The following is a 26,339-nucleotide window of genomic DNA, read 5'->3' as shown; positions in this document are numbered from 1 at the left end:
AGTGGTTTATTTGCTTTCCTGTTTAGCCTCCAGTGGCAAGCTGATCGTGAATTCAGTGAAATTGTTTGCTTCGGATTCGACACTAAGTGTGCCTCCGTGCAGTTCATGGACGATGTTGCGACTCAGCGCCAGGCCTAGGCCCGTTCCAACGCCAACGGGTTTGGTGGTGAAAAACGGAGTGAACAGCTTTTGCTTTACTCCGTCGGGGATCCCCTCCCCGTTATCCCGGATTTTGATTTCCAGATGGTCATCGTATCGTTGTGTAAACAGGCTAATGATAGGCTTGTAGGCGTCGGATTCTCTTTTACGGCGCTCGTCGACGGCATAACAGGCATTGATGACGAGGTTCAGAATAACGCGATTGAACTCGTAGGGAGCTATCATTATCTGTCCAACAGTAGGGTCCAAATCAAAATCCAGTGATACCACAAACGCATTGTCACCTGCTCTGACTCCCTGGTATGCCAGCTTCGTGAACTCCTCGATCAGGGTGTTCAGATCCGTCAGCTCGAACACCGACGAATCGGCGCGGGTCTGGGCCAGCATCCCCTGCATAATTCTCTCGGCCCGTGTTCCGTTTTCCCGAATACGAACAATGTTGCCCTTAAGTATTATCAGCACGGCGTTTAGTTCATCCACTTCGGGATGGTCATTGAACTGGGGCAGAATACTTTCTACTTCCTCAACCAGATCCACTGACAGGCGGGCGTAGTTGATGATAAAATTGAGCGGATTTTTAATTTCATGCAGTATACCGGCTGTTAGCTGACCAATGGAAGCCAGCCGGTCCAATTCGGCCACCCGCTCCCGCAGTGCATCCGTTTCCAGAGAGGTAACAGGTGGCGAATTGGTCAGGCGGCCAGGTTCGGTTATTTGTTTTGGTGTTTCCATGCGGCCAAGTGGTTTTAAAGGATGACGAATAGGGGTAGCGTTAGGTATGTATGATGGGTAACGTGATCAGTACTTCGGTAAACTCGCCCTCTGCTGTTGTGATGTTAATGTGACCCCGGTGGGTTTCAACAATGTCTTTGACCATAAATAGGCCCAGTCCTGTACCCTCGGAGGTTGGTTTCGTCGTAAAGAAAGGACTGAATAATTTCTCGACTTCATTCTGTGACATACCCTTCCCATTGTCATAGAACCGTACCAGTACCTGTTCCCCCTTCTCTTCGGTCTTTATTTGTATTTCGGGGATGAAGTCCTCATGGTGCTTCTTTTTTTCGTGCAGCGTATAGTACGCGTTGCTCATCATGTTTTCAATTACCTGCCCAAATTCATTGGGTAACAACCGGGTTCGGATCGGTTTCTTTTCCAAATTCATGCTCAGTTTAACCTTGAAATCGGCGTAGCGCATGCCCATTTCCTGACACGAAGTCCGGGCTTTACTCTCGATAAAGCTATTGAGATCAGTTTCCAGAAAATCCCGCGATTTTTCCCGGAGCAGTTTCTGCATATCTTTCAAAATGCGGGTAGTGCTATTGCTATGCTCCTGAATCTTGACCAGATTTTTTTGCAAAACGCTCATTTCGTCGAACATGTCATCAACCGCATCGGATGGCAAAACGCCCTTCTGATTTTCGAGAAGGATGATGAGTTCATTGATCAGGCCGTCTGATAACTGCGAGAAATTATTGACGTAGTTGAGCGGGTTCAGAATCCGATCCACGATTCCTTTGGTGAGTTGGCCCACGGAAGCCAGTCTTTCCTGCCGAATCAGTTCATTCTGCGTATTTTTAAGGTCATTCAGTGTATTCTCCAGATCTTCCAGCAGGCGGGTTTTAATGAAAGCGGCAATCAGGTGTTCTTTAAGGCTGCGGATCAGACTTAGGTCCCGCTGGTTGAACGCGTTGAGCCGGGTTGTATTCTCGAGGGTTATGAATCCTTCAATACGTCCTTCGTTCTTGATGACAATGGTAATTAGCGAAAGGGGCGGGGTAAGGTCATCGACTGCGTTGTTCAAGGGTTCGTACTGAACGTTGTCATTACGATAAATGTCTTCGTATTCCTCTACGGCCTGGAGCAGAAACCGTTTCTCGGCCTGCTCCTGCGTTATCTGAACCGCTTCAACATGTGACAGGTCGTGGTTGCTGCGAAGCGCCCTGAACCGAAACGAATCGGTCTTTTTATCGTAAGCCAGAAAGCTGACACTGGTTACGTTCTTGACAATCGAAAACTTCGATGGAATCGTTTGAAACAGCTTGGTAAAGTCAATCTCGGCATTGATCGACTGCACAACAAGGTCGATCTTCTCGAGCTGATCGTTTGTAACGGCCAGTTCTACCGATTGTTTTTCGAGTTCTTCCTTTTGGAAAACAATTTCTTCGGTTCGTTCCTGGATCAGGGTTTCGAGTTCCTGCTTTTCGCGTACCAGCAGGTTCAGCCGCCACCGGATCAACCAGAATAGCAACAGGCCGGCCCCAATCAGTAGCAAAGCAATGCTCCACCAGTGCGCGTACCAAGGTGGCAGGATGGTGAATGTATACTCGGCTTCCTGGCTCGTAATGCCATACAGATTGCGGGCTTTTACTAGGAAGCGGTATGTGCCGGGCGGTAAATTGGTATAATCTTTTTTGTTGTTGGAAGACGTTGAATCGGACCATTCTTTATCGTAATCTTCCAGTTTGTACGAGAAGGTCAGCGCATTCCCAACGGCATAATTGGCCGCTGAGAATTCAAAACTGATGTCATTGCTGCTGTATGGTAACGTGGGGACCTGATCCCTTAGGGTATGCGACTGGCCGGACGTGGGCGTATAACCAGTGTACAGTTTTTTTCCGCCTGTCGTCTGAATCTGGCGAATCAGCGCCTGATACGGGGTGTTGTACCGTTTGATGATGGCAGGGTCATAGCGTACTACGCCATTGCGCCCGCCAAACCACACAATACCGTCTCTGTCAGGATAGATAACGTTGATGGGGGCGGTTGAAATAGGCATGAACGGAGTGGTGAACGTTTGAAACCCATTCCTTTGCTTCTGATACAATGTAACCCGTTTCTCGTCGCCCTCCACGGTCCAGATATTACGCTGGCTATCTTCGAGGAGGGCATTTTTCCAGAAGTCTGTTCCCTTTGCGGATGTTCTGAAGGGATTGTAGGCGAAAAAGCGGTCCTTTTGAGCATCATACCGATAAATACCTTTTTCGTTGTAGACCAGTAAACCCTGCGTTGTGCTGGTAGCCTGGTTGTAGAGCATCGTTGGTAATCCCTGCCGGGATGTATAGTGAACCAACTGCTTGGAAACCGAAACCCACTTGTATAAACCAGTGGTCAGTGTCTCAAACCATAAATTACTGTCTGAATCTTCGGTAATTCCAAAAATTCGTTCGGTTAAGCCTGGAATGGCTTGGTAAACGGGTGTTGTTCGGGGCGAAACCGACAGAATGCCCGGTCCCATTTCGGTACCGACATAAAGCAACCCCGGATGGATAACCGATGCCGTGATGCAAAATGAATAGGTTTGGGTGATATGCTGAGCACGTCCGTTAACCAACTGATAAACTCCCTGACTGGTTGCGACAAACAGCGATCCGGCTGCTTCGGTCAGGGCAAAACAACCGATGCTCAAACCGGGCACTGGGCGTATCACTGCGTTTTCGAGGGTGAACAAGCCATTGGTAGCCGCCAGATAAACAACGTTGTTCACGCGCCGAATGTCCATAACTTCGCCTGTCAGGCGGTTGGATTGATCAAATAGCGTGATAGGGGAGGGGACCTCTATTTCGGCGATTCCATTGTTCAGGGCAAACCACAAATTACCTTCCCGGTCGTAGAAGGCAGCGTTGATGAACTGATCAGTTAACCCTCGAACCTTGCGGATCAGCTCAAATGTCTGCCCTCCCGGAGCTAATAGCACAATCCCGCCCTGCAGGGTGGCAATGGCAATAGAACGATCGCTCAGAACGGTTGCACTCGCTGCCCGGTTACTGGCCAGATAGGCATTCACCACGCTGGAGAAAGGCACGATAAGGTTGTTCTCGAGCTGAAAAAGTCCCTGGCTTTTGGTAATGATGAGTGCTTTTCCACTTGTCAGGGGAAGCATGGACGTTACGCTTTCCAGAGTAGGAACACGGTTCGACTTGCCAACCGGATCAAGCAAACCATTCCGGAAAGTACAAATACCTGCTTTCCGCTGGAATATGTACACGGTTTGATCAATCTGAAACGCCGATTCAACGGCTGATTTCACCATCCACTCCGTCAGTTTCCTGCCATTCCAGCGAAACACAGCACCTTCTTCAATAATTGTATTGTTCTGGGTAGTATCACGCTTGGCAATGAAAAAGATGCCCTCCCTGTTTTCCACTACGGTCACTACTTCCCCAAAGGAGAAAGATACCCGATTACTCAGACTGACAAAACGAGGATTACCGATACTGTCGAGCCGCAGGTAGCCAAACTCGCCATTACCGCCAACATAGATTGTTCCATCTTTGGCCGTCAGCAGGGCCGACACTTTGGTGATATTCTGAGTGGGGATCGTTTTCCAGTTCAGTCCGTCGTATTCCAGCACCCCCGCAAAGTTGCCAATGTACATGACGCCCCGATGATCCTGAGTAATGGTAAAATTCTGACTATGGGCGTCGTACTCGTCAGATAAATACAGAGCGGTTGGCGGTACACCCCGAACAGCATCCGTGTTGACAGTCTGGCCATAAGCTCCCCAACTGCTCAGAAAGCAGTGGAGTATGAACCAGCAACCTGTCAACAAAAATGGTTTCATAAGCGTACAACGAGTGAATCAGTAGGTGGCCAGCGCGTGGTTAGGTTTCAGTTTGGGCAAATTGGGTCGTAGCGGCCTCACTTCTTACCAGCTCATCCTGCTGGATCAGCAGGTTATCCAGCGTCAGTCCCTTGGCAATGCGGTCGGCTGTCTGGTAATGGGTCTTGTCTGCGAGCGGGTAGAGGGCGGTGTGCAACGCTGCAAAGCGGACGGGGTTCCGTACATGCAGTACATAAAACGCAGTTTCGGAAATCAATCTGTTCGCCGAAGCCGCACTGGCGACCAGAATGGTCGTTGGATCAGTATGAAAGTCGTTGAGGAGTTCCCGGATGGCAATTGCTTTGAGCCGGGGTGTTATTTTATTGAAATCCTTATTGATAATGTCGTGTAGCCGGGCTTCCGTCGACAGCCGCTGCTGCGGATAATAAACGGCACACCGGCTCAGCTTCTGCGCCAGCGGTACATCGGCAAACAAAGGGACTATTTTACGTTTGAACTCATCGGGCAGCGTCGTATTGAGCAGTTCGATCAGGTAACCTTGCAACTCATTATTCGGCTCGGTAATGAGCCTGCCGATAACGTCGAAACGATCATCGCCGTACAGAACCGCCAGTAAATGAAAAATCTTGGGTACCACGAGTTGCTTTTCGGCCTCCAGTGACTGAATCAGGGCCGATTGTCGGGAATAGTCGCCCAGGTCCAGGCGCGCAGCACCCAGCCAGACGAGGAAACCCAGCTGCTCGTCGAGCTGCAACAGGATATGGGAGCGTTCGGTTACGGTGGCCCGGTGTCTCATTTTGTGCAGCCCTTCGAACACGTTGTCGCGAACGGCCTGCACCGGATGATTGATGCGCGCGCGCAGAAAACGCAGGGCTGTCTCTCCACCAATTTCATTAACAAGCCGGACAACGTGCGCCTGAACATCGGGAGACTGATCGGTATTATTGAAAAAACGGGTCAGCACAGGCACCACCGGTTCACCGATACTGACCAGGGCCGTCATGGCGGTGTTTCGGTATTGTTCCAGTACCAGGTGATCGAGCAGACGCGCCCAGAGTTCGGGTTTGCGCAGGTTTCCTGCCGCCAGTAGTGCTGCTTTTCGTACGACGGGGTGTTCGTCCTGCAAGAGCGTCAGGAGGTGCGTATAGGCATAGTAGCGTCCCGAGTGGCCTAATTCAAGTGCTGCCCGCAGGCGATCTTCGGGTGAGTCGGAGTGGGCGAGCTGTACCATCAGATCAAAGGACTGATTGCTACTCAAGCGCCGGCTGTTCTCCGAAATAGCGGCCTTGGGCGAGCGCGTTGCTAGCGTTTGCAGGAGCGCGGCTGATTTAGCCACGGCTTTTTGGAGCATGTCGCGGTATTCGGTCCGGACCTGGAAGGCAACGTAGGTCCATACGCCAATGACAATCAGAAACAGGTAGCTCAGGTGCACGAGCGTGATGGCACTGAACTTGGTCAGAATCAACAGCAGAACCCCCGCTAGCGTATTCCCCAGTGCCTTGGGGCCGCCTTCGATCCGACTCTGCAACCGCGTACGTTCTATGGATGGAATTGGCTGAAAGAGCACCTGATAAGCCGGGTCGTTGATAGACTTCCGAACCGAACTCATGAAGAATCGGCTCAGCGTGACAAACGCCACAAAGAGCGACGTTGTGCCGTAGAGCGACCCATAAACCGCCGTTACGACGTAACTGAACAGGAGGGTTAATGGAAGTAAGATAATGCCGGTTCGGATGGAATAGGTACTGATCAGCCGATTGTACAGAAACGATTTGATCGCGGCTTCGACGATGGCACAGAACCCGAAGAAAATACCCAGAAAACCGGCCATGATCTCTTTGTCTGGAAAAACTTCTTTCAGTTCCACCGTGAACATGAATTCGACGTATACCAACCCAAAGACGGGTAAGAGGGCCAGTAGGTAGAGCAACCGGTAATACGGAGGATCAACGAGGGGTTCGGAATCGGCGATGGCTTCTCCCGACGTTTGTGCCTGGCTGGGTACCGCCGTGAACTGGCTGTGGCAGCGTTTCATGATAACCGTCAGCAAACCGGCGCAGACGAATAGGGAAATCAGCGAGATAAAAAGCAATTTTTCGGTGGAAACGAAACGAAGCAGAATAGGAACCGAAAAATAGCTCAGGACCGATGAGATCACGTCGCCCATGCTGATGAAACTGAACAGGCGTTTGGCCTGCTGCAGGTTAAAAATGCGGGAAGCTGTGGCCCAGAATGTGATGCCGTTGATGAATACGAATACGCGGTTCCACAGGAATAGTACGAAATAAAGCCACTTGGTATGCATCTGGCTAGGGGCCATCAACATACTTGCCACCGTGACCACCAGAAAAGCCAGCAGCGTTCTATTTAGCTGCACAAAGGATATGGTTCGCTGGAGGAGCCGCACTGCCAGACCCAGTCCATAAATGAGCACCCCGCCCGCAATGAATGCTATTGGCAACTCGCTGCGGGTGAAGCTGGTTAAGAACAGCGATGTTGTACAGGTATAAAATACAGCCACCGCTACTCCCATAAACAGCGAGTAGGTTACAAACAGGAGCACGGTCTTTCCTTCGCCCGGCTGTATGTTCATTAATTTGTAGACTGTATCGCGTTGGGTCATAGTAGTCTTCTCTACAAATGGCGGTGCATGAAAAACAGCGGGCGATTAGGCATTTCGGGTGTGCGGGGTAATTCGCAGACGTATGAAAAGTTCAGCTTCTTGAGGGTCTCCAGGCGACTTATCTGCGGTTGCGCCAGAATCACATCTACCCCCTTGTCGATGGCCATACCTATTCTGGCCTGGTCGAGGAGTCTGGCCAGCCCCCGTCCACGAAAGCGTGGGTCAACAACCAGCCGGTTGATGGAAGCAATGGCTTTATGAGTATACAGTGACCAGTGACTGTTGGGCAGCAGTGATGCATAGGGAACACTGTCCAGCGTGTCGTGAAAGCTCATTCGTGCCGCGGCTACGACCACATTTTTTCGGGTTACAACCCAGTGCTGCGCCGTTTGGTCGATGGGTTCAATCCAGGTTCGCCGGTCGAAAAATGTAGCATCTACGCCCGGTTCGTCATGCCAGGCCCGTATCCGAAGTGCGCCAATGTCATAAATGTACTCGGGAAAGGAAGCTTCGGCAATGCAATAAGGATCATCGAGCATTACTGATTTTGTAAGAGGAGGAAAGACTGAAATATTCATGGTTACTTACTGGCTAAGGACTAATACCGGTGTTAGATAAGCGCGCTAGCGGGACGAATCACTCAGTTTAAATGTGTACAAAAGGGCGATCGACACTTGTCGACGAGCCTGCGGAAAACGCGATGCGTAAGTCGTGTTGTCGGCTTCCCGAATGCCGGGCACGAAATATTCGTTGTTGAGTAGATTGGCTGCTGATAGCTGCACAGACAATCCATTCACCAGGTTGCTGTACGTAAGGTTTGAATTCAGAAGCAGGAAGGGGTCAAAACGCTGAGTCGGATTATTACTGCCCGATGTACCCATTCCACTCTTACGCGCACTGACGTAATTTCCCGAGAGGTATAGGCTCAGTTTGGGCAGAAACTGGTAATGACCACCCGCATTGATCATGTAATCGGCAATATCGCTGACTCGTTTGTTGCTCTCGGGATCGATGGGGTTGGTGTACGTGAAATTCCACCAGGCATTAAGCCGGTTGACTCTGTAGTTGCCTTCGCCCTGAATCCCCCAGATCCGGCGACGGCCAATGGCCTGAAACTGCTGCGTTGTGCGCCCCCCTTCGAGTGGTACGATGGCTACGCCAACCGCATCGCTGTAGTCGGCCATGTAGCTTACTACGTTCATAGACACCTGTTTGGTTACCTGATAATAGGCACTGAACTCAATGTTTCGTACCCGTTCGGGCAACAGATTTGGATTCGTTAGTGTACGGGTTGAAGTGGTCGCGTATTTCTGCAGAAAGGACGCGTCTTTGAAGGCTTCGGCATAAATGCCTTTGAACACATACTTGCCCGGACTGTAAATAACTGCCAGTCTGGGATTGGCCACGGTGCCGTAGCCACCATTTGTCCGGATACGGTTGTTGTCGACCCGTAATCCACCGACTACTTTCAGCTCTTTACGCGGGCGATACGTTACCTGCGAGTAAAGACTGAGGTCGAGCGTCTGGAAGTTATTTCCTCCCAACACCGCCCCCGAACCAGTGGCTACTAAGCCGGTTTCGTCGGGCAGAGGCTTTGATGAGGTGATATAATTGCCCTGGATCAGACCGCTCCTGAATTCGAGCCCGCTGTTTACTTCCACATTGGAAACGGGTGTCCAGAAAAGGCGCAGCTCGTTTCGTAACTGGGTGGATATACGGTAATAATAGGTAATAATCGATTTAGGAACCGAATCTTTAGCCAGTTCCAGAAGGCCCAGTTTGCCATTGTAATAGCCGTTGTAGGTTACCAGACTGGAATTACCGTTGATCTCGTGGAGCAGATACGACGTGATATTGGTCAGTTGAAATTTATCGCTGATGTATTTACTATACGTAATTGAAAACGCTCGGTTGTTCGTGACCCAGCGCGGATTTTTGGCGGCTGATAATGTTGATCGGTTCGTATACCACGGGGTGGCTCCTTCGTCGGTTTTCCAGTTTAATAACGAAATGGTCAGGTCTTTAAATTCTACCTTTGCCCGTACTGACCAGTCGAACGATGAATCGTTGAACCGCACAGGCTGGTCGTTCAGCGTTTTGCCGAATAGATTGTTGTCGATGTTGGCAGCCCGCTCAGCACCCTGCTGGGTCAGGCGGATACCGGTAGCTACGCCGGCAGGATCGTAATTGACCGTAAACAGATTGCTGTTCGGGTACTGACCCAACAGGTTGGTTTTGTCTACATATTGCTTGGTTGCGTCAGCTCCTGTAATATCCAGTTGGCCAGTATAGTCGGCGGCAGTCCGGGAATTGAAGTTCCATTCGGGGTATTTCGATAAGTCTATCTCATCGGAGCGATAAAGCCGGGTTGTTACCGATATGGCTACGTCGGGCGTTTTTGCTGTCAGCACGCCATCGAAATAAGTGGTATTCAACGCACCCGTGCGCGCCTGCCCCGTAAAAGCTAGCTGCCGGGCCGGACCGGACAAGTTTCGAAAACTTTTGGTAATAATGTTGATGACACCGGCGAATGCATTGGCTCCGTACATGGTTGAGGCCGGTCCATAAATCACCTCTACCCGGTCAATATCCGACAGGGCGTATTGTTGCGAGATGGGAATATTACTCGACGCCAGATCGTTCTCTTCAACGCCGTCGATGAGCATCAGCGTCCGGTCGTTGGAGGTCGAGCGGTAGCCCCGCTGGTAGAAGTTGGAATAGCCGGGACCATTCCCCTTTATGACGTCGAAGCCGGGCAGATCGTGCAGAACCTGTTCGAGACTCTGGTAGCCCCGCTGGACAAAATCCCTGCTCGAAATCACCATAACCGTAGCCGGCACATACAACAGGTTTTCGGCCTTTTTCGACACCGAAGTAACCTGAATAATCTCCTCCTGCGAATCCCGCACCTGCTGGAACAGGGTCTTATACCGTGGTGAGGCCAGATAATCGGGTTCAAATTTAGGATTCAGAGCCAATAGCTGGCTGATGGCCTGTGCGCTCTGTTGCATTGAATCAATAGCCAGGTAGCTCATAGACAGAATCTTGAGTGCCTGTACGCGGCCATTGACGGTAAAGCTGCCACTTTGGGAACAGGGCAACAGCAAGGAGAACACATCATCGAAGTTTCCCGTAGCATACCGCTTTTCGGCCTGCGGAACGGCCACCGACTCATCGCAGCTCATCTGGGCAGTGGCTATTTGGCCAGTAGCAACCAGTAGCAGTGACGCTAGGACCAGGCAGATGCGGTTGACCATGTTCATAAGCCGTTGATGCGCTAGTAATCCGTTTTAAATTTTTCGTAGGGAATATCGTTCCCGATGTATTTGCTCCACTCCTCTGGGGTCATGTTTCGCTTGATTTTTTTGGTCAGGCTGGCATACAGTTCGGTTACGTCAATGTCGTGGATGCGTACCGTTTTATCGGCTCCGCAGGCAACCAGATACTTGTTGTCGCTGCTAAACCGAATGGACATAACCCACGAATCAAAGGCATTGATAACAATGGGCTGCTGCTGTTGTGACAGCGTGTTATAATCCCAGATATGAATCGACCAGTCGGCGCTGCAAGTAGCCAGTAGTTTACCGTGGGGTGAGAAGGTAATATCGTTCACGGTAGACGTGTGCCGACTGGACAATAACTGGCCAGTTTCTTCCGGTTCATTGCCCGCTATTGTCCAGGCAACAACCAATCCTGATGCACTCCCGGTTATGAGCCGGTCACCACTGGGGTTAAAAGCCAGTGCCGTCAGGCGGTTACCAAATTCCCGGCGGGTAAAAACCACAGGTTGATTTTTCAGGTTGGCCAGGTCAAAACTGACCATTCGCCCGTTTGACGATCCGCAAAATAACCGCTTGCCATCGGGGCTGAGCCGGCCACAGTGAAGTGGCATGGCAGCCCGCACATGCTGGACCGAGTCAAGACCGGTTGCGGTTGGTTTCCAGCTACGAATGTGCCCATCTGCCCCAATGGATATCAGCATCCCAAAATCGGCTGTGGTGAGTAGGGCGCTTATGGGGCCGGTATGGGCTTTTATGATCGTGGGCCTTGTTTCGGTTGTGTTTAACGACCAGCTGTAGAGCAGTCCACTTTCACTGGCTCCGTAAACGTTCCTGGCGTGTTTGTCGAACGCAACCGCCCGGATTCCGTCGGGATTTTTGCTGCGGGTCATCAGGGAGCGGGGGGGCTGGGCCAGATTACCGAATGTCCATAGTTTAACCGTACCATCATCGCTTCCTGAAGCAATGATTACCTCATTGGGAGAGGACGACAGCGCCAGCGCGCGCACAATGTCGGTATGCCGTCGTAACGGTGGCCGGACATCAGCGGCTTTGGAAAGGGCATTGAAAATTTCCGGATTGTCCACTTCCCCGCCGTTTTTAAGATTGAGCGTATACGCTTCCAGAGCCAGGAGAGCCGGTAAATCATCCTGCGCGTTTTCAGCCATTTGATACGATTGCACCGCCACCGAGCGAGCAATGGCTTTGCCCCGTTGCTGCTCGGCGTAACTCTGTGCTTTCTGGGCAATGAGTTTCTGTTTTTCAGCCGCAACCTGAGCAAGCTGAGCCAGATCTTTCTGCTTCTCTGCGTTACGCTGGGCCTCCTGAGCAATCTGCTTCTGCGATTCGGCAACGACCTGAGCCGCCTGAGCCCGATCTTTCTGTTTCTCCGCGTTGATTTGGGCCTCTTCGGCAATCTGCTTCTGCGACTCCGCTTTACTTTTTTCGACTACGGCTATGTTCCGCTGTTCATCGGTCAGTTTCTTCTGTTGCTCGGTAATGATTTCCTGCTGTTCGGCAATTTTCTTTTGTGTGATGGCCTCGCGGGTCTGTGCTTCGGCCAGGCTACGCTGATCAAGGGCCACTTTTCGTTCCTTGATAGCCTGGTTTTCGCTCTGCTGGGCATTGGTACGCAACACCATCGAAACAATCAGGAATACTAAAGAAACAAGCGCACCGATGCCCAGGAAAATGGCGGATGACCGGGCACGTCGCAATTCTTTTCGCTGGCGTTCTTCTTTATTCTGAATCTCGAAATCATACTGTTGCCGGCTATAGTCCAGAAAATTGGTAGCCCGTTCGAGGTAAGGGTCATAGCGGTTGGCCCAAGCCTGAGTAGGTCGGTTTTCGGCCAGCCACTTCAGCCCAATCTGCAATTCCGGATTGGTCCATAAACCAACTTGCCCCTGTTGGTAGAGCATAGCCGAACTGCTGACCTGCTGGTAAAATTTGGCCGAATCGGTTTCTTCCCTTACCCAGCTTTGCAGCCGATCCCACAAGTTGATGATGCGTTCATGCGATACGTCGATAATCAGGCTTGAGTCAGCATTGACCGATAGGGGAGGAGTTAAAAAAGCGACGCCCGGCTCGCGAAACCGGTTCAGCACGTCAATCAGCAAGGACACCGGCGTACCCGCTACCTGGCTGATTGTGCCGATGGATGCCGGACTGATAAACCCTTCGTCCCCTTCGCTCACGACAATCAGCGCCTTGAACAGCTTTTCGGTTGCCAGCTGACTTTTTTCGTCGGGCAGATCGCCATATACCGCTTCTGCGTGCAGCGTGATGGCCCGCTGCATGGTTCCAATGGCCTCATAGTCGGCAATACCAATTGGGCTGTCCGTTTTGTGGTTCTTCTGCCAGTGATTCCAGGTACGCATGAGTGCATGCTGTAAAATGGGTAACCGGTCGGCTTTAGCCCCAATATCGTTCAGCAGGCGGGTTGTCAGTTCGTCGGTAATACAGGCTCCCATCACGCTGGCCGGCGTTTCGATGGCTTGCCGAATCTCGTCCCGGTTCATTTTTGGCAACAGGTAGTAGCCGTGGTTGATGGCTTCTGTTAGCCCTACGTAGTTGGTGCACTGGTCGAGATAATCCGATCGCATCGCTAGAATCACGTAGACCGAGTAGTCCTGGCGTTGACTCAACCGAATAATCAGGTTAATAAAGCCCGTGATTTCGTCCTGATTTGTCTCCTGTTGCTGGTAGCGAAACAACTCCTCAAATTGGTCGATAATGAGCAGCAGATTAGTATTCTCGCACAAGCCAACGATTGATTCGGAATCGGTACGAATCAGTTTTTCGACCGAATCGATCGAAAAATGCGTTGCAAACGACTGGTTATGCTCACTCAGACTTTGGTGCAAAGCTTGCGCAAAGTTGCGGTAGGGAGTGGCTTCCGGGTTAAAAAAAACAATCTGCCACCGCTTGAAGGCCGCCTTGGTTACCGGCCCGTTTACGAGCTGAGCAATCAAACCCGCCTTAATCAGCGATGACTTGCCACTTCCCGACGAACCGATGATAGCCAGAAACCGTGAGTCGAGTAGTTTTTCTTTCAGGTCACGAATCTGATTGTCCCGCCCAAAGAACAAATAGGAGTCTGCTCGGTCGAAACTTCTCAACCCGGGGAAGGGATTCGTATAAGCGACTTTAGTAGTGGCGTCAATCATAGTCGTGACCTGGATAATCGGATGGCAAGCCTGCTACGCGTCGTCGGTTTTCATGATGAAAATATTCCGGTTCCGATGGTTAGCCAGTTCATACTTAAATTCGTCAACCCCATTGACTGTCAAGTGGATACCCATTCCACCGATGGGCCTTTCTTCAAGGGGCATGTTAAAAAAGTCTTCGCCGGGTTTTTCCCGTGCCAATGGGTCGAACGGAGCGGCATCGTCCTCCAGCGTGATAAGTAGCTGCCCATCAGTATGCTCGGTCAGCACATCAATTGGTCCGCTGATACCAGCTTTCTCGTAGCCGTGCATGATAATATTGCTGGCAATCTCGTCGACCGCCAGCATCAGGTTATACGTTGCTTTTTTAGACAATCCCGCTTGCTGGGATGCTTCCTTTACTACCTGCCGGATAGACTCGAGTGAGTCGGGGATGCCCGGAAACGTGTTGCGCTCCATCATTACGGAATTGAAAAGTTACACAAGCCCGGAGGAGGGCAGTGGAAGTTTATTCACTAAACTGTGGCTTGTTGGACTGGCCATCCAGTCACTTTTTTCGTTGATTGGTACCTGCCCTTGCCCCTGCTACAGTCAGGCGAATACGCTTCCACTGGACCCAACCCGAACGGTTTGGCCTATAAGTACTGATCCACAATGTTAACGCTATGCTGAAGCCCCGTTTTCTCGATGGTTTCAACGATGGATTCCTGCGGATTCACGATGTAAATCGCCAGATTGCTACCCATTTTTTGCTTGGCGAAGATCAGCACCCGCAGACCTGCCGATGAAATGAATGTGAGGTTTTCGACGAACAGAACTAGCTCATCGGGCGACTCAGCGGCCATTTTTTCGATCTCTTTTTGAAACTCGCGGGCTGACAGCGAATCGACTTCGCCCATTAAGGTAATCTTGGCAATTTTTTTGGTTTCTGCCAGTATTGAAAAACTCATAGTGACGCTGATTTTAGGGTTGAACAATCAAAATAGAAAACAACGCAGGTAGTTCACCTGCCGATCAGAATAACGACGCTGCGCGACCCAACCAGGAACTCATGTTGATTCTCGAGGATAGGCTCACTACCCGGCACAAAACAATCTCCGGGGGATGGCATGTCGGTGTTGGCGAACAAATACCATTTCTTTTCGGGTGGAAGACCGGGTAATTCGAAGTGCAGGCCACCCCAGTACATGTTCATGGCCACGTAGATCATATCGTCTTTGATGACCCCTTGCTTGGCGTGGTCGCCACAGAGCATGAACGCAAACGTGCGACTCGATTCAGACCGATCGCATGACCAGGCTTTGGTTCCGTGAAAACTAATGTCGGGGTAACCGCTCCCTACGTAATCCCAGTATTGAAAATGCGTTGAACTCCGCAGTACCGGATGCTGCCGCCGAAAGTTGATTATGCGCTGACTAAACGTATATAAATCCGCGTTGGTCTCCTGTTGCGACCAGTCGAACCAGTTCAGCTCGTTGTCCTGGCAGTACGTATTGTTGTTCCCTTTCTGGGTGCGGCCTACCTCATCGCCCATCAGCACCATTGGAACACCCTGGCTGACGAGCAGAATAGCCAAAGCATTTTTGACCTGCTTATGGCGCAGAAAATTAATGGCCGGATCGTCGGTTTCGCCCTCGTGACCGCAATTCCAGGAGTTGTTGTCATTCGCCCCGTCATTGTTGTTTTCGCCATTCGCTTCGTTGTGTTTTTCGTTGTACGCAAACATGTCGTACAGCGAAAAACCATCGTGGCAGCTCACAAAGTTGATACTAGCCGTTGGTCCGCGCATGCTGTACAAATCGGGCGAACCCATGATGCGCTGAATCATATCGCCCACCTCGCCTGCATCTCCCTTCAGAAACTTACGCAGGTTGTCGCGGTATTTACCGTTCCATTCCGCCCAGCGTCCGTAAGCTGGGAAAGAGCCAACCTGATACAACCCACCCGCATCCCAGGCTTCGGCAATAAGCTTGCACTTGGCTAAAACGGGATCGTAGGCCAGCGATTCGAGCAGGGGAGGATTGCTGAGTGGAGCACCGTTCTGCGCCCGGCCCAGAATAGCTGCCAGGTCGAAACGAAAGCCGTCAATGTGGTACTCCGAGGCCCAGTAGCGCAGGCAGTCAAGCACCATATTCCGCACCACCGGGTTGTTACAGTTGAGCGTGTTACCCGTACCGGAGAAGTTGAAGTAATACCCCTCTGGCGTCAGCATGTAATAGGTTTTGTTGTCAAGCCCCCGGAACGAGATGGTCGGGCCACGCTGATCCCCCTCGGCGGTGTGATTGAACACTACATCGAGCATGACTTCGATGCCATTTTTGTGCAACTCTTTGATGAGTGTTTTCAGCTCATCGACCTGCATGCCAAATTTCCCGGTAGCTGCATAACCCGCTTTAGGCGAGAAGAAATTAACCGTGCTGTAGCCCCAGTAGTTGACCAGTGTCTCGCCCGTTACGGGGTTCTGACGACTATTTTCCCACTCATCGAATTCGTAGATTGGCAGCAACTCCACGCAGTTTACTCCCAGTTCTTTCAGATAAGGTATCTTAGACCGAATGGCACTAAACGTACCCCGGTTCTTGAGACCTGACGATTCGTGCTGTGTAAATCCACGAACGTGCATTTCGTAGATTATCAGATCTTCAATGGGTGTTTCAAGCGGGTGGTCTTGTTCCCAGTCAAAATCCTCGAAAGCCAGTCGTGACCGATACTGGTACACATTATCCCAATCGGGTTTGACCATCCAGGTATCCCGCCCACCAAGTACTTTAGCGTAGGGATCGCTCAGGATAGCTGTTTTATCGAAGCGTAACCCCGCGCTAGGGTTAAAGGGACCGTCCATGCGGTAGCCATATTCAAGCCGCTCATAGTTGAGGTCGAACACGGTCATGCAATACACGTTTCCGACTCTGAACTCGTCGGGAAACGGGATTTCGGCGAAGGGTAGCGCTTCACCCCGCTCAAAAAGCACCAGTGTGCAGGCGGTTGATCCGCTAGAGAAAATGCTGAAGTTAACCCCACCCGCCACCATGGTTGCCCCAAACGGCAGTGCATGGCCGCGCCGGAATTTAATGCCCTCGTGTTCGTGGGTCGGGTAATAGTCAATTCGGTTGTCAACCATCATCGGGCGGTTTTAAGGGTATTCAACCCCTCTTCGAGAGTATCGGTTGTCAGAAAGTAGGTCAAAAAGCCAGTATCGGACATAACATCCAGAATTTCTTCGGACGTACCTGCCAGTACCACTTTGCCATCTTTTGCTTTCACCTGCCGGTAAACCATCAGCAGCACCCGCAAACCGGCACTGGACAAAAACTCAACGTCGGTCAGATTCATAACGACCAAACTTTGCCCCTGAATGGCCGCCAGGGCGGTGCGTTCAAACTCAGATGCTGTTTTACTGTCGATGCTGCCGCTTGCTGTAATGACGGTGATTTCACCGACCGTGCTGGACGTTACATTCATGCCTGTAAGGATGTTTAGTTAATGAGTTGATGAGGGGGTCAGTTGGCCGGTCAGTGACAAAGCGCTGTACTGACCGGCCAACTGACCCCCTCAGGGTTTTGTTATACCGGTGTAATTAACACTTTTACCCGTACCTGCTTCTCCGAATCGGGTAGTTTCACCGTCAGGGCCTCTGCATCGAAATTCGTGTAGGGTTCATCGTCAATGAAACACTCCGTGATTATAATGCTGCCTTTGGGCAGAATATCGGGCGACACGTACAGGATGTTATCCTTGAACGAATCCGGATACGGCTTGAAGTAGAAATAGGTTGGTTGTTTGGTAATCAGCAAATTTGTGTACACCGTGGAGAGGTAGCACAACTCGGTACTGTGGTAGGCACTCATGGAGTGGCTGCCTTTGAAGCGTTCGTTACCCAACAGATACGGCATCCCATTGGAGAATACGTTGAAGTAGACCCCACCATCGTCGGTGTCGAGGAAGAACGCGTTGTAGAACGAAGCCGATTCCCGTGCCTGCTTTTCGTATTCCTTATCGTCGAGCAAGCCGTACATGATCATATAGGCCAGAATAGCCTGCTCCTGCTGCCACCATGCTTTGCGGTCGTGCCACACAAACTGGTGGCGTTTGCTGCCAGGTTGCAGCGTCCGCTCAACCACATCGTACCAGCCACCCCGCTGCTGGTCGGACCCCGCGGCAGGCATAAGTTCGGCGATTTTTTTGGCGAAATCGAGGTATTCCTGCTTTGGCGTCAGCGATTGCATCCGCATTAGGTTCCAGGCGATTTTGAGGTTGTGACCAACTACCGCCCGGTTTTGCTGCCAGCCCCAACTCTGGTCCTTGCTCCAGTCTTCCATGAATTTCTCCTGAACAAACGGGCTGTTTTCGTAGTCGGGGAAATACTTAGTAATGGTATCGAATGTATACTCCAGAAAGTCAGCGTATTTCTTTTCACCCGTGGCCAGATAAAGATTGATTAGGTAAGCCGGCGCGTGGTCACCAACGGAGTTCCAGTTCTTACGGGCGCGGTTGTGCGCCAGCGATTCATCGCGGGGATCGAGGCCGATGGGGTCAATGTGGGAGAAGTAACCGTCACCTTCTTTATCCTTGTAGTACATCTCGAAAAGATCAATGGTCTTTTCAATGTCGAACAGGATCTTCTTGTCGCCGGTAATGCGAAAGGTTTGTGTGGGACCGGCAAGGGCATAAATCTGCTCATACATTGGGATCGAGTAGTAATCGTCGCCAAATTCGGAGGTGAGCAGTTTGGTTTCTTTGGCTCCGTCGAGTTTCAGGCCGTGATACCAGTAGATGAGGTCGTCATCCTGGTCGAAGAACCGCATATGTTCGCGGAGGTATTCGGTTCCCTTTTCGGCCCCTTCCAGATACGCGTCGTTACCGGTGAGCATATAGGCCGAAGCAAACCCGTAAATCAATCGGGAAATGGTATCGGTCTCCTGCAGATAGTCACCTTTTTTTGCACCTGCCAGGTGCAGCATGGTACGGTACTTCCTATAGTCGATGGGTTCTTCGGGGTAGTTGAACTGCCATTTGAGGTAGCTCGACGCGATGGAGCTTATTTGATGAATCCACCAGTCCTGGCTTTCCTGGCGGTATTCCAGCGGGTGCTGACCTGGAAAAATGATCCATTGAACCTCAAAGATGGGTTCGTGGTCTTCGATGCCGGGGTAAAACGAACCGTAGGCATGAAGGTACTGCCCTTTCTGCGACAGCATCTCGACCATCACACCTGATGCATCCTGATAGGGTTCGTTGAGGTTCCGCACCGACCGGGCGAAGGTAGACGTGATCAGGTACAATTTGAATTGACGCCCGTCGGATGTTTCAAGAATGAACGCTCGTTCGGCCTTGATGAAGTCAACCACGTAACCCGAAATGGTATCAGAAAACGTAAAGTCTATTTTCATGCTGGCTCCCTTAGTAGGTTGCCCCTTGTCGCCAGTGGCGGTGAGTGAGTCGGTTTCCATGAATACGTTTGGTTTTAAGGTATGAAGTCGTGAGCTGCAGAAGCGGGATGGGGTCGGTTAATCCGTGTAGCCTTCGCTGATTTCCACAATGTTGCCATCGGGGTCTTTGATCCAGACCGTTTTCCAGCCGGGAATGAAATCGCTAAAATCCAGTGGTCCCAGGGTGGTTTCAGCCGCGCTGCCAATCGTTTTTATAGCCGCTTCGATGTCGGGTACCTGAAAGGCGAGGTGCCGAACGCCGGTGTAATGTGGCCCATCGGCAACGGCATCGGGTGTTCCGGCAGGGCGCTCCCCTTCGGCACGAAACAGTTCGAGATAAATGGACTGGCTGTTTTTCAGGAACACAATTTCATTGTCCTCACCCAGCGGAATGACCCGCGAGCGGAAAAACCCAAAATAGGTTGTGTAAAACTCCTCCGTCCGGGCGAGGTCGTTGCAGGATAAGGCAACGTGCGAAAAAATCATAGTGTCCATAAGGATCTGGCTATCGTTCGGCGAGGATTTCGATAATTTTTTTGGCGAACCAGTGTGCATGGCCACCCGACCGACCCGTTACCAAATCACCGTCTACCACCACATCGTCATTGGTGTAGATGGCTCCGTAAGCTTTGGCGTCGCCGATAAGGTTATTGTGGCAAACCAGCGGTCTGCCTTTCACCAGTTCGGTAGCGGGGGCCACTAGCCACAGACCATGACAGATAATACCTTTCAGGATCGACTTTTCGGCGAACGCGCGTTTCAGAAACTCCGTGGCCGGTGGAATCTTCTCGACATCATCGGTATAGCGCAGCCGGTCGGAGACCATACCCGAGGGAACGATAATAGCATCGTAACTCCGTAGCTCGTCATCGCTCATATTCTCGAAACTTTCCCAGCATTCCATGGGCACTTTATACTCGTGACCGTGAAAGGTGATGCGCTCATTGCCCCACAGACGCGTCAGAAAATGCAGGTCTGCTCCTTCCTCAGGGAAGCGGTACTTGTAGTAAAAAATTTCGTTTTCGAAGTAGTCACTTTCGAGAAGAACTCCGATTTTTTTGCCGCTCAGTTTCATGACGGAATGGGGGTTTATGGCGATCAGAGACTGGCTGAACCTTCGCGGGGAACGAAATCATCGACCACATACTTGGTCAGGATGGGCGACCCATTGGGACCAGCTATCAACGTCCAGGTCTGGTAGGCATCGGCATCAATGCGTTTGCTAGTTGCTTCGGGCGCGTTCCATACACTGGCTTCCCAGTGCACGACCACGTCGACCGTTGCGGTGTCGCCATCGATGGTGGCATCAGCTTTGGTAACGGTATGCACTTCATCGAAGAACGTACGGATTACGCGTTGGTACCAGCTTTCAAAACCGGCGTATCCGTAAACGGTCACCTCCGGGAATACACACTCCAGCTCACTATCGGCCAGCAGCGGCAGTATCTCGACCATCGGCACGTGAACGTCTAGTTTGCGATACCACTCGGCAACAAATTCCTGTATAGATTCCTGAGTCAACATTATTTCTTGCATTAAAATGGGGAACTAGTGAGGTCAACTAAGTTTCGGAACCGGATTAGGCCAGCGATCCATCGGGGTGCTGAACCATACCGGCAAAGTGAATGGCAATGCGGCCGTCGCGCAGCACCCAGCTATCGGCAAAGCGCATGGTGGCGTCGCCATCTTTGGTATGCATGGTAATCTGCTCCGTAATCATGAGCGTTTGCGGATCTTCCGTTTCTCCCCAGAACACAATGTCAGTTTCCAGACCATCAATGCCTAGAATGCCCTGCATGTGCTCCCGGATACCGTCGCGACCCTTATAAACAATCGGTTTTTTCATGAAACTGCTGATGAGCAGCGCATCGTCGGTATATTGATCGAGCAGGGCCTCAATATTTTTATCGAGAATATGCTGGATATGCTCGCGGTACATCTGGCCAAGCGGGCTATCGGGTACGTTTGTCATGAGTTGGAAAAATGAAAAATGTAGGAGGTGCCTAGGCAAAAGTTACATCTGAAAGAGCATTACATCCGACATAACGAGGGTCAGAGGCAGGCGATAATCCGGGTATTTTTCTTTGATCCGGCTGATCATCTCTTCTCCTTTCAAACCGGATAATACCTGTTCCTTGGCAAATTCCAGGTAGGTAATCATAGTCTCGAAGATGGATGCATCCGTTGGATCGCCATGACCGGGGACTACGAGGGTGTAGTTCTTAGTCTGAAAATCGTGGAGGACACCAATCCATTTGTCAAAGCAGTACTCACCCTCAGCCGACTTCTCACCGAAGTAAGCGTATGCATCATGGTAAACCAGATCCTGAGGCAACAGGATGCTGTGTTCGGGTAGTTCGACAACCAGATTGGTGGGTGCTTCCGTATCCGTAATTTTAATGAGGTTCAGGGACAGTCCATCGAACGTCATTGATCCCGGTTCGAGTGACTCTGTAGGAATTACCTTTTCGGATGGAATCAGGAGTGCTGCTTTCTCCCCGTGAATGTTACGATGATAGTCAAGCACGAAATCAGCCATCTGATTAATCCGGTCGATGACTTCCGGTAAGGCGTAGATGGGATAGTCCCGAAACGTTGCGGCCCCAAACCAATGGTCGGGATGATAGTGCGATACAATAACCCGGTCCAACGGTTTGCCAATACTATCGATATAGGTGCGCAGTTCGTCAGCGTGTGGCTTGAGTTGCAGCGTATCAATCAACAGCAGTTTGTTGGGTGTTTCAATCAGTTGAGCATTGACAAGTTCACCGTCTTCGGGTGCCTGAACACAGTGGATGGTGAACGTATCCCGTTCTATTTTCTTGACTGACAGGTAAGTAAGCGTTGGGGTAGGCATGGTTGCATTAGGCTAGAAAAGAGTAGGAAATAGGCAGTACGCAGAAAAAACGCCTGTTTAACGTAAGCTACCGGGTTGGCAGAAAAAAGAATAGCGAACAGCGAACGGATCGCTTTACTGCGAACAGTTTGTCTTCACCCAGTCAGACTGGTGATTGCCTTCCAGGACGAGGTCGATCAGAAACGGTTTGTCATCGGATAGCATCCGGTCAATGGCAGGGCCAATCTCTTCGAGCTTCTCAACGCGCACGGCCTCAACGCCCATCGACTGGGCGAGCAGGTCGAACCGGATGGCTGGGTAGGAGAGATCGAACGATAGCGGGTAATTGTGCGCATCGATGGTACGTTCCTTCCAATACACATCAATGTTGAGTTGCAGCAATTTGTACGAACCATTGTTACAAACCACAAACTTGGCACCCGCATTGTGGCGCACCGCCGACCACAGCGCCTGAATCGTATACATACTGCCCCCGTCGCCCGAGAAGCCAATGACGGTTTTGTCGGGATGAACGAGCTTAACGCCAATGGCACCCGGAAACCCTACCCCCAGAGAACCGCCCCGTGTGGTAAAATAAGAGCCTGGTTTACGCGGTGGAATGGCGTGCTGCACGGCGGGTGAGTTCGTCAGCGCTTCGTCAAAAATCAGCACGTCGGCAGGGACTTTTTGCGCGAGTACTTCAGCGAACTGCGCCATTTTCAACGGCCTAGACACCTCCGCTTCGCCTGCTTCAACCTCGGAGGTCGGTTGTGTAGCAACGGAAGCGGTCTTTTTGGATTCTTTGGCGGCCTTCAGTCGTTTTTCGCCAGCAGCCTTCTGGGCATACGTCCGCTGCGTTTCGATGGCTGTTGCCAGGGCTTCGAGTGACAGTTTAGGATCGCTCACCACACCCAGGTCAACGTGGTGATTTTTGGCAATCTCATAGGCGTTGAGGTCAATGTGAATCACCTTCGCGCCGGGCTGGTAGATGTCTTCCAGGCGAGGAAAAACCTCCGGTACCATATACGTTCCGACAATCAGGTTCGCATCGCCCTTGCTGGTAATGGGGTGACTGAACGCACCGAACATATGGCCGGTTGTGCCCTGATACAGCGGATGAGTGTTATCCATGAACACATCGCCAAAATCAACGCCATAAACCTCTGCTCCCAGCAATTCGGCAACTTTCGTCAGCGCATCATTCGCTCCGGAGTAAGTTACTCCGTCGCCCGCAAAAATGACCGGTTTTTCGGCGGCCAACAGCATTGAGGCTGCCTGGGTAATCTGCTCTGCCGACGGAACAACCTGTGTTGACGGGAAACTTGTTGGTACAACTTCTTCTTCGTTCAGAGCATCCAGAACATCCATTGGCAGGCAAACATAAACCGGTCCCATGGGTGCCGTAGCGGCAATTTTAATAGCCCGACGAATGGTGCGTAACAAGGATTTTGGCGACAGAACCAGCGTGGCGTACTTGGTTACGGGGGCCATCATGGCAACAAGGTCGTTGGCCATCTGAGCGTCCATATTCATGTAATCCAGACCCGCATCGGCCCCGATTACTACCAATGGAGCATGGCCCCTTTTAGCCTGATAGAGTGCGCCCACAGCGTTGCCAATCCCAGGTGAACTATGCAGTTGCACCAGGGTTGGCCGTTGAGTTGCCCGGGCATATCCATCGGCCATCATTACGGCCACACTTTCCTGAAGCGTCAGGATATATTTCATGTCGGGGTACTCAGCCACGGCATCCAGGAAGCCCTGTTCTACCGTGCCGGGGTTACCAAACATGTGGTTCATGCCATCAGCCAGAAACTGTTCGATAACCTTCTGATTACCTGTCTTACCACCCATAACGCTTCAATCCATTATCGAGGACGTTAACAAACTGATCGCCAAACTCGAACGCGCATTGCAGCGAACGGGCCGTGATGAACGGATAATCGACAATTACGGACGTTTCCTTGCCAAAGTTGCCATGGTACTGTCCTTCCGGTCCAACCGCATCACTCAGTATGTATTCCAGGGTGTATGGTGGTGGTCCCATGTTGAGGTCGGTGTGCAGAAAGCCCGTACCGTCATGATAATCGTACTCAATGCAGTGGCCTGTTACGTGCTTCCCTTTAATGATTGATTTCCGCTCGTTAAAATCACGCGCAAAGACCAAGGGAGCGACGCCGTAGCAGATGGCGGCAACGGGCATGTCTTTCTTGTAGAAAGCCAGAATAATGTCGTGGACCCGCTGGTTATTGACCATGTCGATAATGGGACCGCTGCCACCAACGAGTAGTAAAGCCGCGTACTCGGTGGTGAGCTCCTCCTGGGCCACTTTCAGATCGCTGAAGTATTTTTCGAAGGTACGCAGGAAATCAGGGATGGAGAAGTAAGGACGTTCCGGCACCACTTCCGACATGTTTCTGCGTTCCTCCAGGCGGTTTGTTGCCTCGAACTCCTGTACCATTTTGGCGGCTAGTGGCGTCGTTACACACAGACCTAGCGGAGGATCTACGAAGGTTGTATCGTAGCTGGGTGGTAAGGCCTCCGCTTTCTTGCCCGTTGGGGTCATGAATTCAACCGTGTAACCAGCTTCCTCCAACTTGGTGAGGGGGCCAACTAATTCAATGCCCCAGTATCCATATTCTGATAGGATAGCCAGAATCTTTTTAGACATGTGTATGCGTATTTTTAGTTATAAGCAAAGAGAACAATTCGTACTAAGACAGGTAAAGCGTATTAGACCTATATAGTGGGAGAACTATAGTATTGATCAGCGTAAAACGCCGATGGGTGTTATGAACGTGATAGTCTTATTGCGGATAAAGAGGTACTTGCAACAAGTCGTCGTCGTTTACAAAAGGACTTGACTCGATGGTGAATCAAAACTATCCACTACGATTGTTGAATAAAAAAACTTGGCGTGAATGACGGGTCAAATGGAGCGAACGACCAGATTTTGTGTGCGAGCTACCAAAGCGATTTTTGACGAAAATAAGAATGAGTCAGGAATTCATTTTGGGCTTCTCGATGTGCCCTTTGCCGTGCAGTTAGCCCGTTGGAACAGGCCGTTGACTCGTAGCCTCAGTGCACTGATTTTCTATTGATTCTGTTGTCGAATCGTTTGTATATTCCTGATTAACAATAATATAGCTCAAAGGCGAAGCTAGGTCTGTTCCCAGTCCGGTTGCTTAGCCGTGAAAATGACTAGTAGATTTTACTGAGAATTGAATCGCGAATCCCCCCATTGTCTCTGATGCGAACGAGGGTAATCATGGCTTTTTTATTGAGAATGGTACGTATTAATACGGTGGGCTCGTAGGTAGAATCACCCGTGTAGAAGGCTTTTTTCAGGTAGTCCCTATTAGATTCGAAAGTTTTGTAGAAATTCCTCTTTATAGACCCGCCCTAAAGGAATATTTTGTCCGGAAACCTGAACTTCGTTATCACTGAATGCCTCTACATTCGGCAAATTAACAGCGAAGGAGCGGTGTACCCGCACTAATTTCATATTCGACAGCCGCTGTAGTAACACACCCAGAGACAGCCGCAATACGAATTTGCGCGTTCGGGTCACCACCGTCGTGTATTTATCGTCGGCCTCAACGTAGAGCACATCTTCCTGGCGTAACCGGATAAACTGGTAGTTCTGTTTGAGAAAAATGTAATCGTCGACCTGTAAAATCATTTCTCCATCCCGGGCCGACAGGGGCAGCGTAACGGGCGGCTGTTGATCAACCGCTTGGCCAGCCGGCAATGCGGGATAAAAATTACTTAGGGCGATTTCGATGGCAATCCGCAGGCTGTCAGTCGTTACGGGTTTGGTCAAATAAGCCGCAGGATGGGTTTGTTTCGCTTGCTCAATGGTGGCCTGATCGGTCAGGGCTGATAGGTAAATGATAGGGACGGCACGCTGGTTATTTAATTGTCGGGCCGTGTCGATGCCATTCCAGTCGCCCCGTAAATTGATGTCGCATAGTATAACATCAATAGGGAACTGCGGTTGCATGAACAAGGCCAGCGCTTGCCGTCCAGTGGTGGCTGTTCCGGCAACGAGGTAGCCTTCTGCTTCCAGTCTTATACTAAGTTCGAGGGCTAGAATAGCTTCGTCTTCAACGATTAAGACAGAAAAAGGATTTGTTCTATTGGTTGGCATGGTAGTAAAAAAAAGAAACCGTCAATAGGTCACCAATGCCTCAATAGGTTTCATCACAAATATGACAATTATTACATAAATCTACATTCGTGACGATCTTTACCTATCAAATTTGAGTCAGTTAGTGTCAATG

Annotated in this window: 19 protein-coding genes; all 19 read right to left on the bottom strand. The window is 50.9% G+C overall.

Going from position 1 to position 26,339, the window contains the following annotated elements:
- Nucleotides 1-6: 6 nt before the first annotated feature.
- The 19 genes from GK091_RS24230 to GK091_RS24140 all read right to left on the bottom strand — a co-directional run bounded on the left by GK091_RS24230 (nucleotide 7) and on the right by GK091_RS24140 (nucleotide 26,206).
- The gene (locus GK091_RS24230) at nucleotides 7-891 is read right to left on the bottom strand and encodes a sensor histidine kinase (protein WP_164043103.1); all 885 of its coding nucleotides are present in this window, start codon (nucleotides 889-891) and stop codon (nucleotides 7-9) included.
- A 40-nt stretch (nucleotides 892-931) separates the two neighbouring features.
- Nucleotides 932-4,720 (bottom strand): sensor histidine kinase, encoded by a 3,789-nt coding sequence (locus GK091_RS24225; RefSeq protein WP_164043101.1) that lies wholly within the window; start codon nucleotides 4,718-4,720, stop codon nucleotides 932-934.
- 40 nt (nucleotides 4,721-4,760) lie between these two features.
- On the bottom strand, nucleotides 4,761-7,343 hold the full coding sequence (locus GK091_RS24220; RefSeq protein ID WP_164043099.1) for a HEAT repeat domain-containing protein: 2,583 nt from the start codon (nucleotides 7,341-7,343) through the stop codon (nucleotides 4,761-4,763).
- A gap of 11 nt (nucleotides 7,344-7,354) precedes the next feature.
- On the bottom strand, nucleotides 7,355-7,921 hold the full coding sequence (locus tag GK091_RS24215) for a GNAT family N-acetyltransferase (RefSeq protein WP_164043097.1): 567 nt from the start codon (nucleotides 7,919-7,921) through the stop codon (nucleotides 7,355-7,357).
- Between the two features lie 45 nt (nucleotides 7,922-7,966).
- Nucleotides 7,967-10,600: a TonB-dependent receptor plug domain-containing protein gene (locus GK091_RS24210; RefSeq protein ID WP_164043094.1), complete on the bottom strand. Its 2,634-nt coding sequence runs from the start codon at nucleotides 10,598-10,600 to the stop codon at nucleotides 7,967-7,969.
- A 20-nt stretch (nucleotides 10,601-10,620) separates the two neighbouring features.
- A complete protein-coding gene (locus GK091_RS24205) occupies nucleotides 10,621-13,791 on the bottom strand; it encodes an nSTAND1 domain-containing NTPase (protein WP_164043092.1) in 3,171 nt (1,056 codons plus the stop codon).
- 33 nt (nucleotides 13,792-13,824) lie between these two features.
- Nucleotides 13,825-14,253, bottom strand: coding sequence for an ATP-binding protein (locus tag GK091_RS24200; protein WP_212593002.1), 429 nt, complete (start codon nucleotides 14,251-14,253; stop codon nucleotides 13,825-13,827).
- Nucleotides 14,254-14,426: 173 nt separating this feature from the next.
- Nucleotides 14,427-14,741, bottom strand: a complete 315-nt coding sequence (locus GK091_RS24195) for an STAS domain-containing protein (RefSeq protein WP_164043090.1) — start codon at nucleotides 14,739-14,741, stop codon at nucleotides 14,427-14,429.
- Between the two features lie 53 nt (nucleotides 14,742-14,794).
- Nucleotides 14,795-16,915, bottom strand: coding sequence for a glycogen debranching protein GlgX (gene glgX / locus GK091_RS24190; protein ID WP_212593001.1), 2,121 nt, complete (start codon nucleotides 16,913-16,915; stop codon nucleotides 14,795-14,797).
- Nucleotides 16,912-17,253 (bottom strand): STAS domain-containing protein, encoded by a 342-nt coding sequence (locus tag GK091_RS24185; protein ID WP_164043088.1) that lies wholly within the window; start codon nucleotides 17,251-17,253, stop codon nucleotides 16,912-16,914. The genes glgX and GK091_RS24185 overlap by 4 nt, the downstream gene beginning before the upstream one ends.
- 101 nt (nucleotides 17,254-17,354) lie before the next feature.
- Nucleotides 17,355-19,241 (bottom strand): AGE family epimerase/isomerase, encoded by a 1,887-nt coding sequence (locus tag GK091_RS24180; protein ID WP_164043086.1) that lies wholly within the window; start codon nucleotides 19,239-19,241, stop codon nucleotides 17,355-17,357.
- Between the two features lie 57 nt (nucleotides 19,242-19,298).
- On the bottom strand, nucleotides 19,299-19,715 hold the full coding sequence (locus GK091_RS24175) for a VOC family protein (protein WP_164043084.1): 417 nt from the start codon (nucleotides 19,713-19,715) through the stop codon (nucleotides 19,299-19,301).
- A 10-nt stretch (nucleotides 19,716-19,725) separates the two neighbouring features.
- Nucleotides 19,726-20,295, bottom strand: coding sequence for a DJ-1/PfpI family protein (locus GK091_RS24170; RefSeq protein WP_164043083.1), 570 nt, complete (start codon nucleotides 20,293-20,295; stop codon nucleotides 19,726-19,728).
- A 23-nt stretch (nucleotides 20,296-20,318) separates the two neighbouring features.
- Nucleotides 20,319-20,744: a hypothetical protein gene (locus GK091_RS24165; protein ID WP_212593000.1), complete on the bottom strand. Its 426-nt coding sequence runs from the start codon at nucleotides 20,742-20,744 to the stop codon at nucleotides 20,319-20,321.
- Between the two features lie 55 nt (nucleotides 20,745-20,799).
- Entirely contained in the window at nucleotides 20,800-21,192 is a 393-nt protein-coding gene (locus tag GK091_RS24160; protein ID WP_164043078.1) for a nuclear transport factor 2 family protein, read from the bottom strand.
- Nucleotides 21,193-21,234: 42 nt separating this feature from the next.
- Nucleotides 21,235-22,077, bottom strand: coding sequence for an MBL fold metallo-hydrolase (locus GK091_RS24155; protein WP_164043077.1), 843 nt, complete (start codon nucleotides 22,075-22,077; stop codon nucleotides 21,235-21,237).
- Nucleotides 22,078-22,191: 114 nt separating this feature from the next.
- Nucleotides 22,192-23,910, bottom strand: coding sequence for a thiamine pyrophosphate-binding protein (locus tag GK091_RS24150; RefSeq protein WP_164043075.1), 1,719 nt, complete (start codon nucleotides 23,908-23,910; stop codon nucleotides 22,192-22,194).
- Complete coding sequence (locus GK091_RS24145; protein ID WP_164043073.1) at nucleotides 23,900-24,727, bottom strand: type 1 glutamine amidotransferase domain-containing protein; 828 nt, start codon at nucleotides 24,725-24,727, stop codon at nucleotides 23,900-23,902. Before GK091_RS24145 ends, GK091_RS24150 begins: the two co-directional genes overlap by 11 nt.
- A gap of 687 nt (nucleotides 24,728-25,414) precedes the next feature.
- Nucleotides 25,415-26,206 (bottom strand): response regulator, encoded by a 792-nt coding sequence (locus GK091_RS24140; protein ID WP_164043071.1) that lies wholly within the window; start codon nucleotides 26,204-26,206, stop codon nucleotides 25,415-25,417.
- Nucleotides 26,207-26,339 lie beyond the last annotated feature (133 nt).

The organism is Spirosoma agri (assembly GCF_010747415.1).
GTDB lineage: Bacteria > Bacteroidota > Bacteroidia > Cytophagales > Spirosomataceae > Spirosoma > Spirosoma agri.
This window is presented reverse-complemented; position numbering and strand designations above follow the sequence as displayed.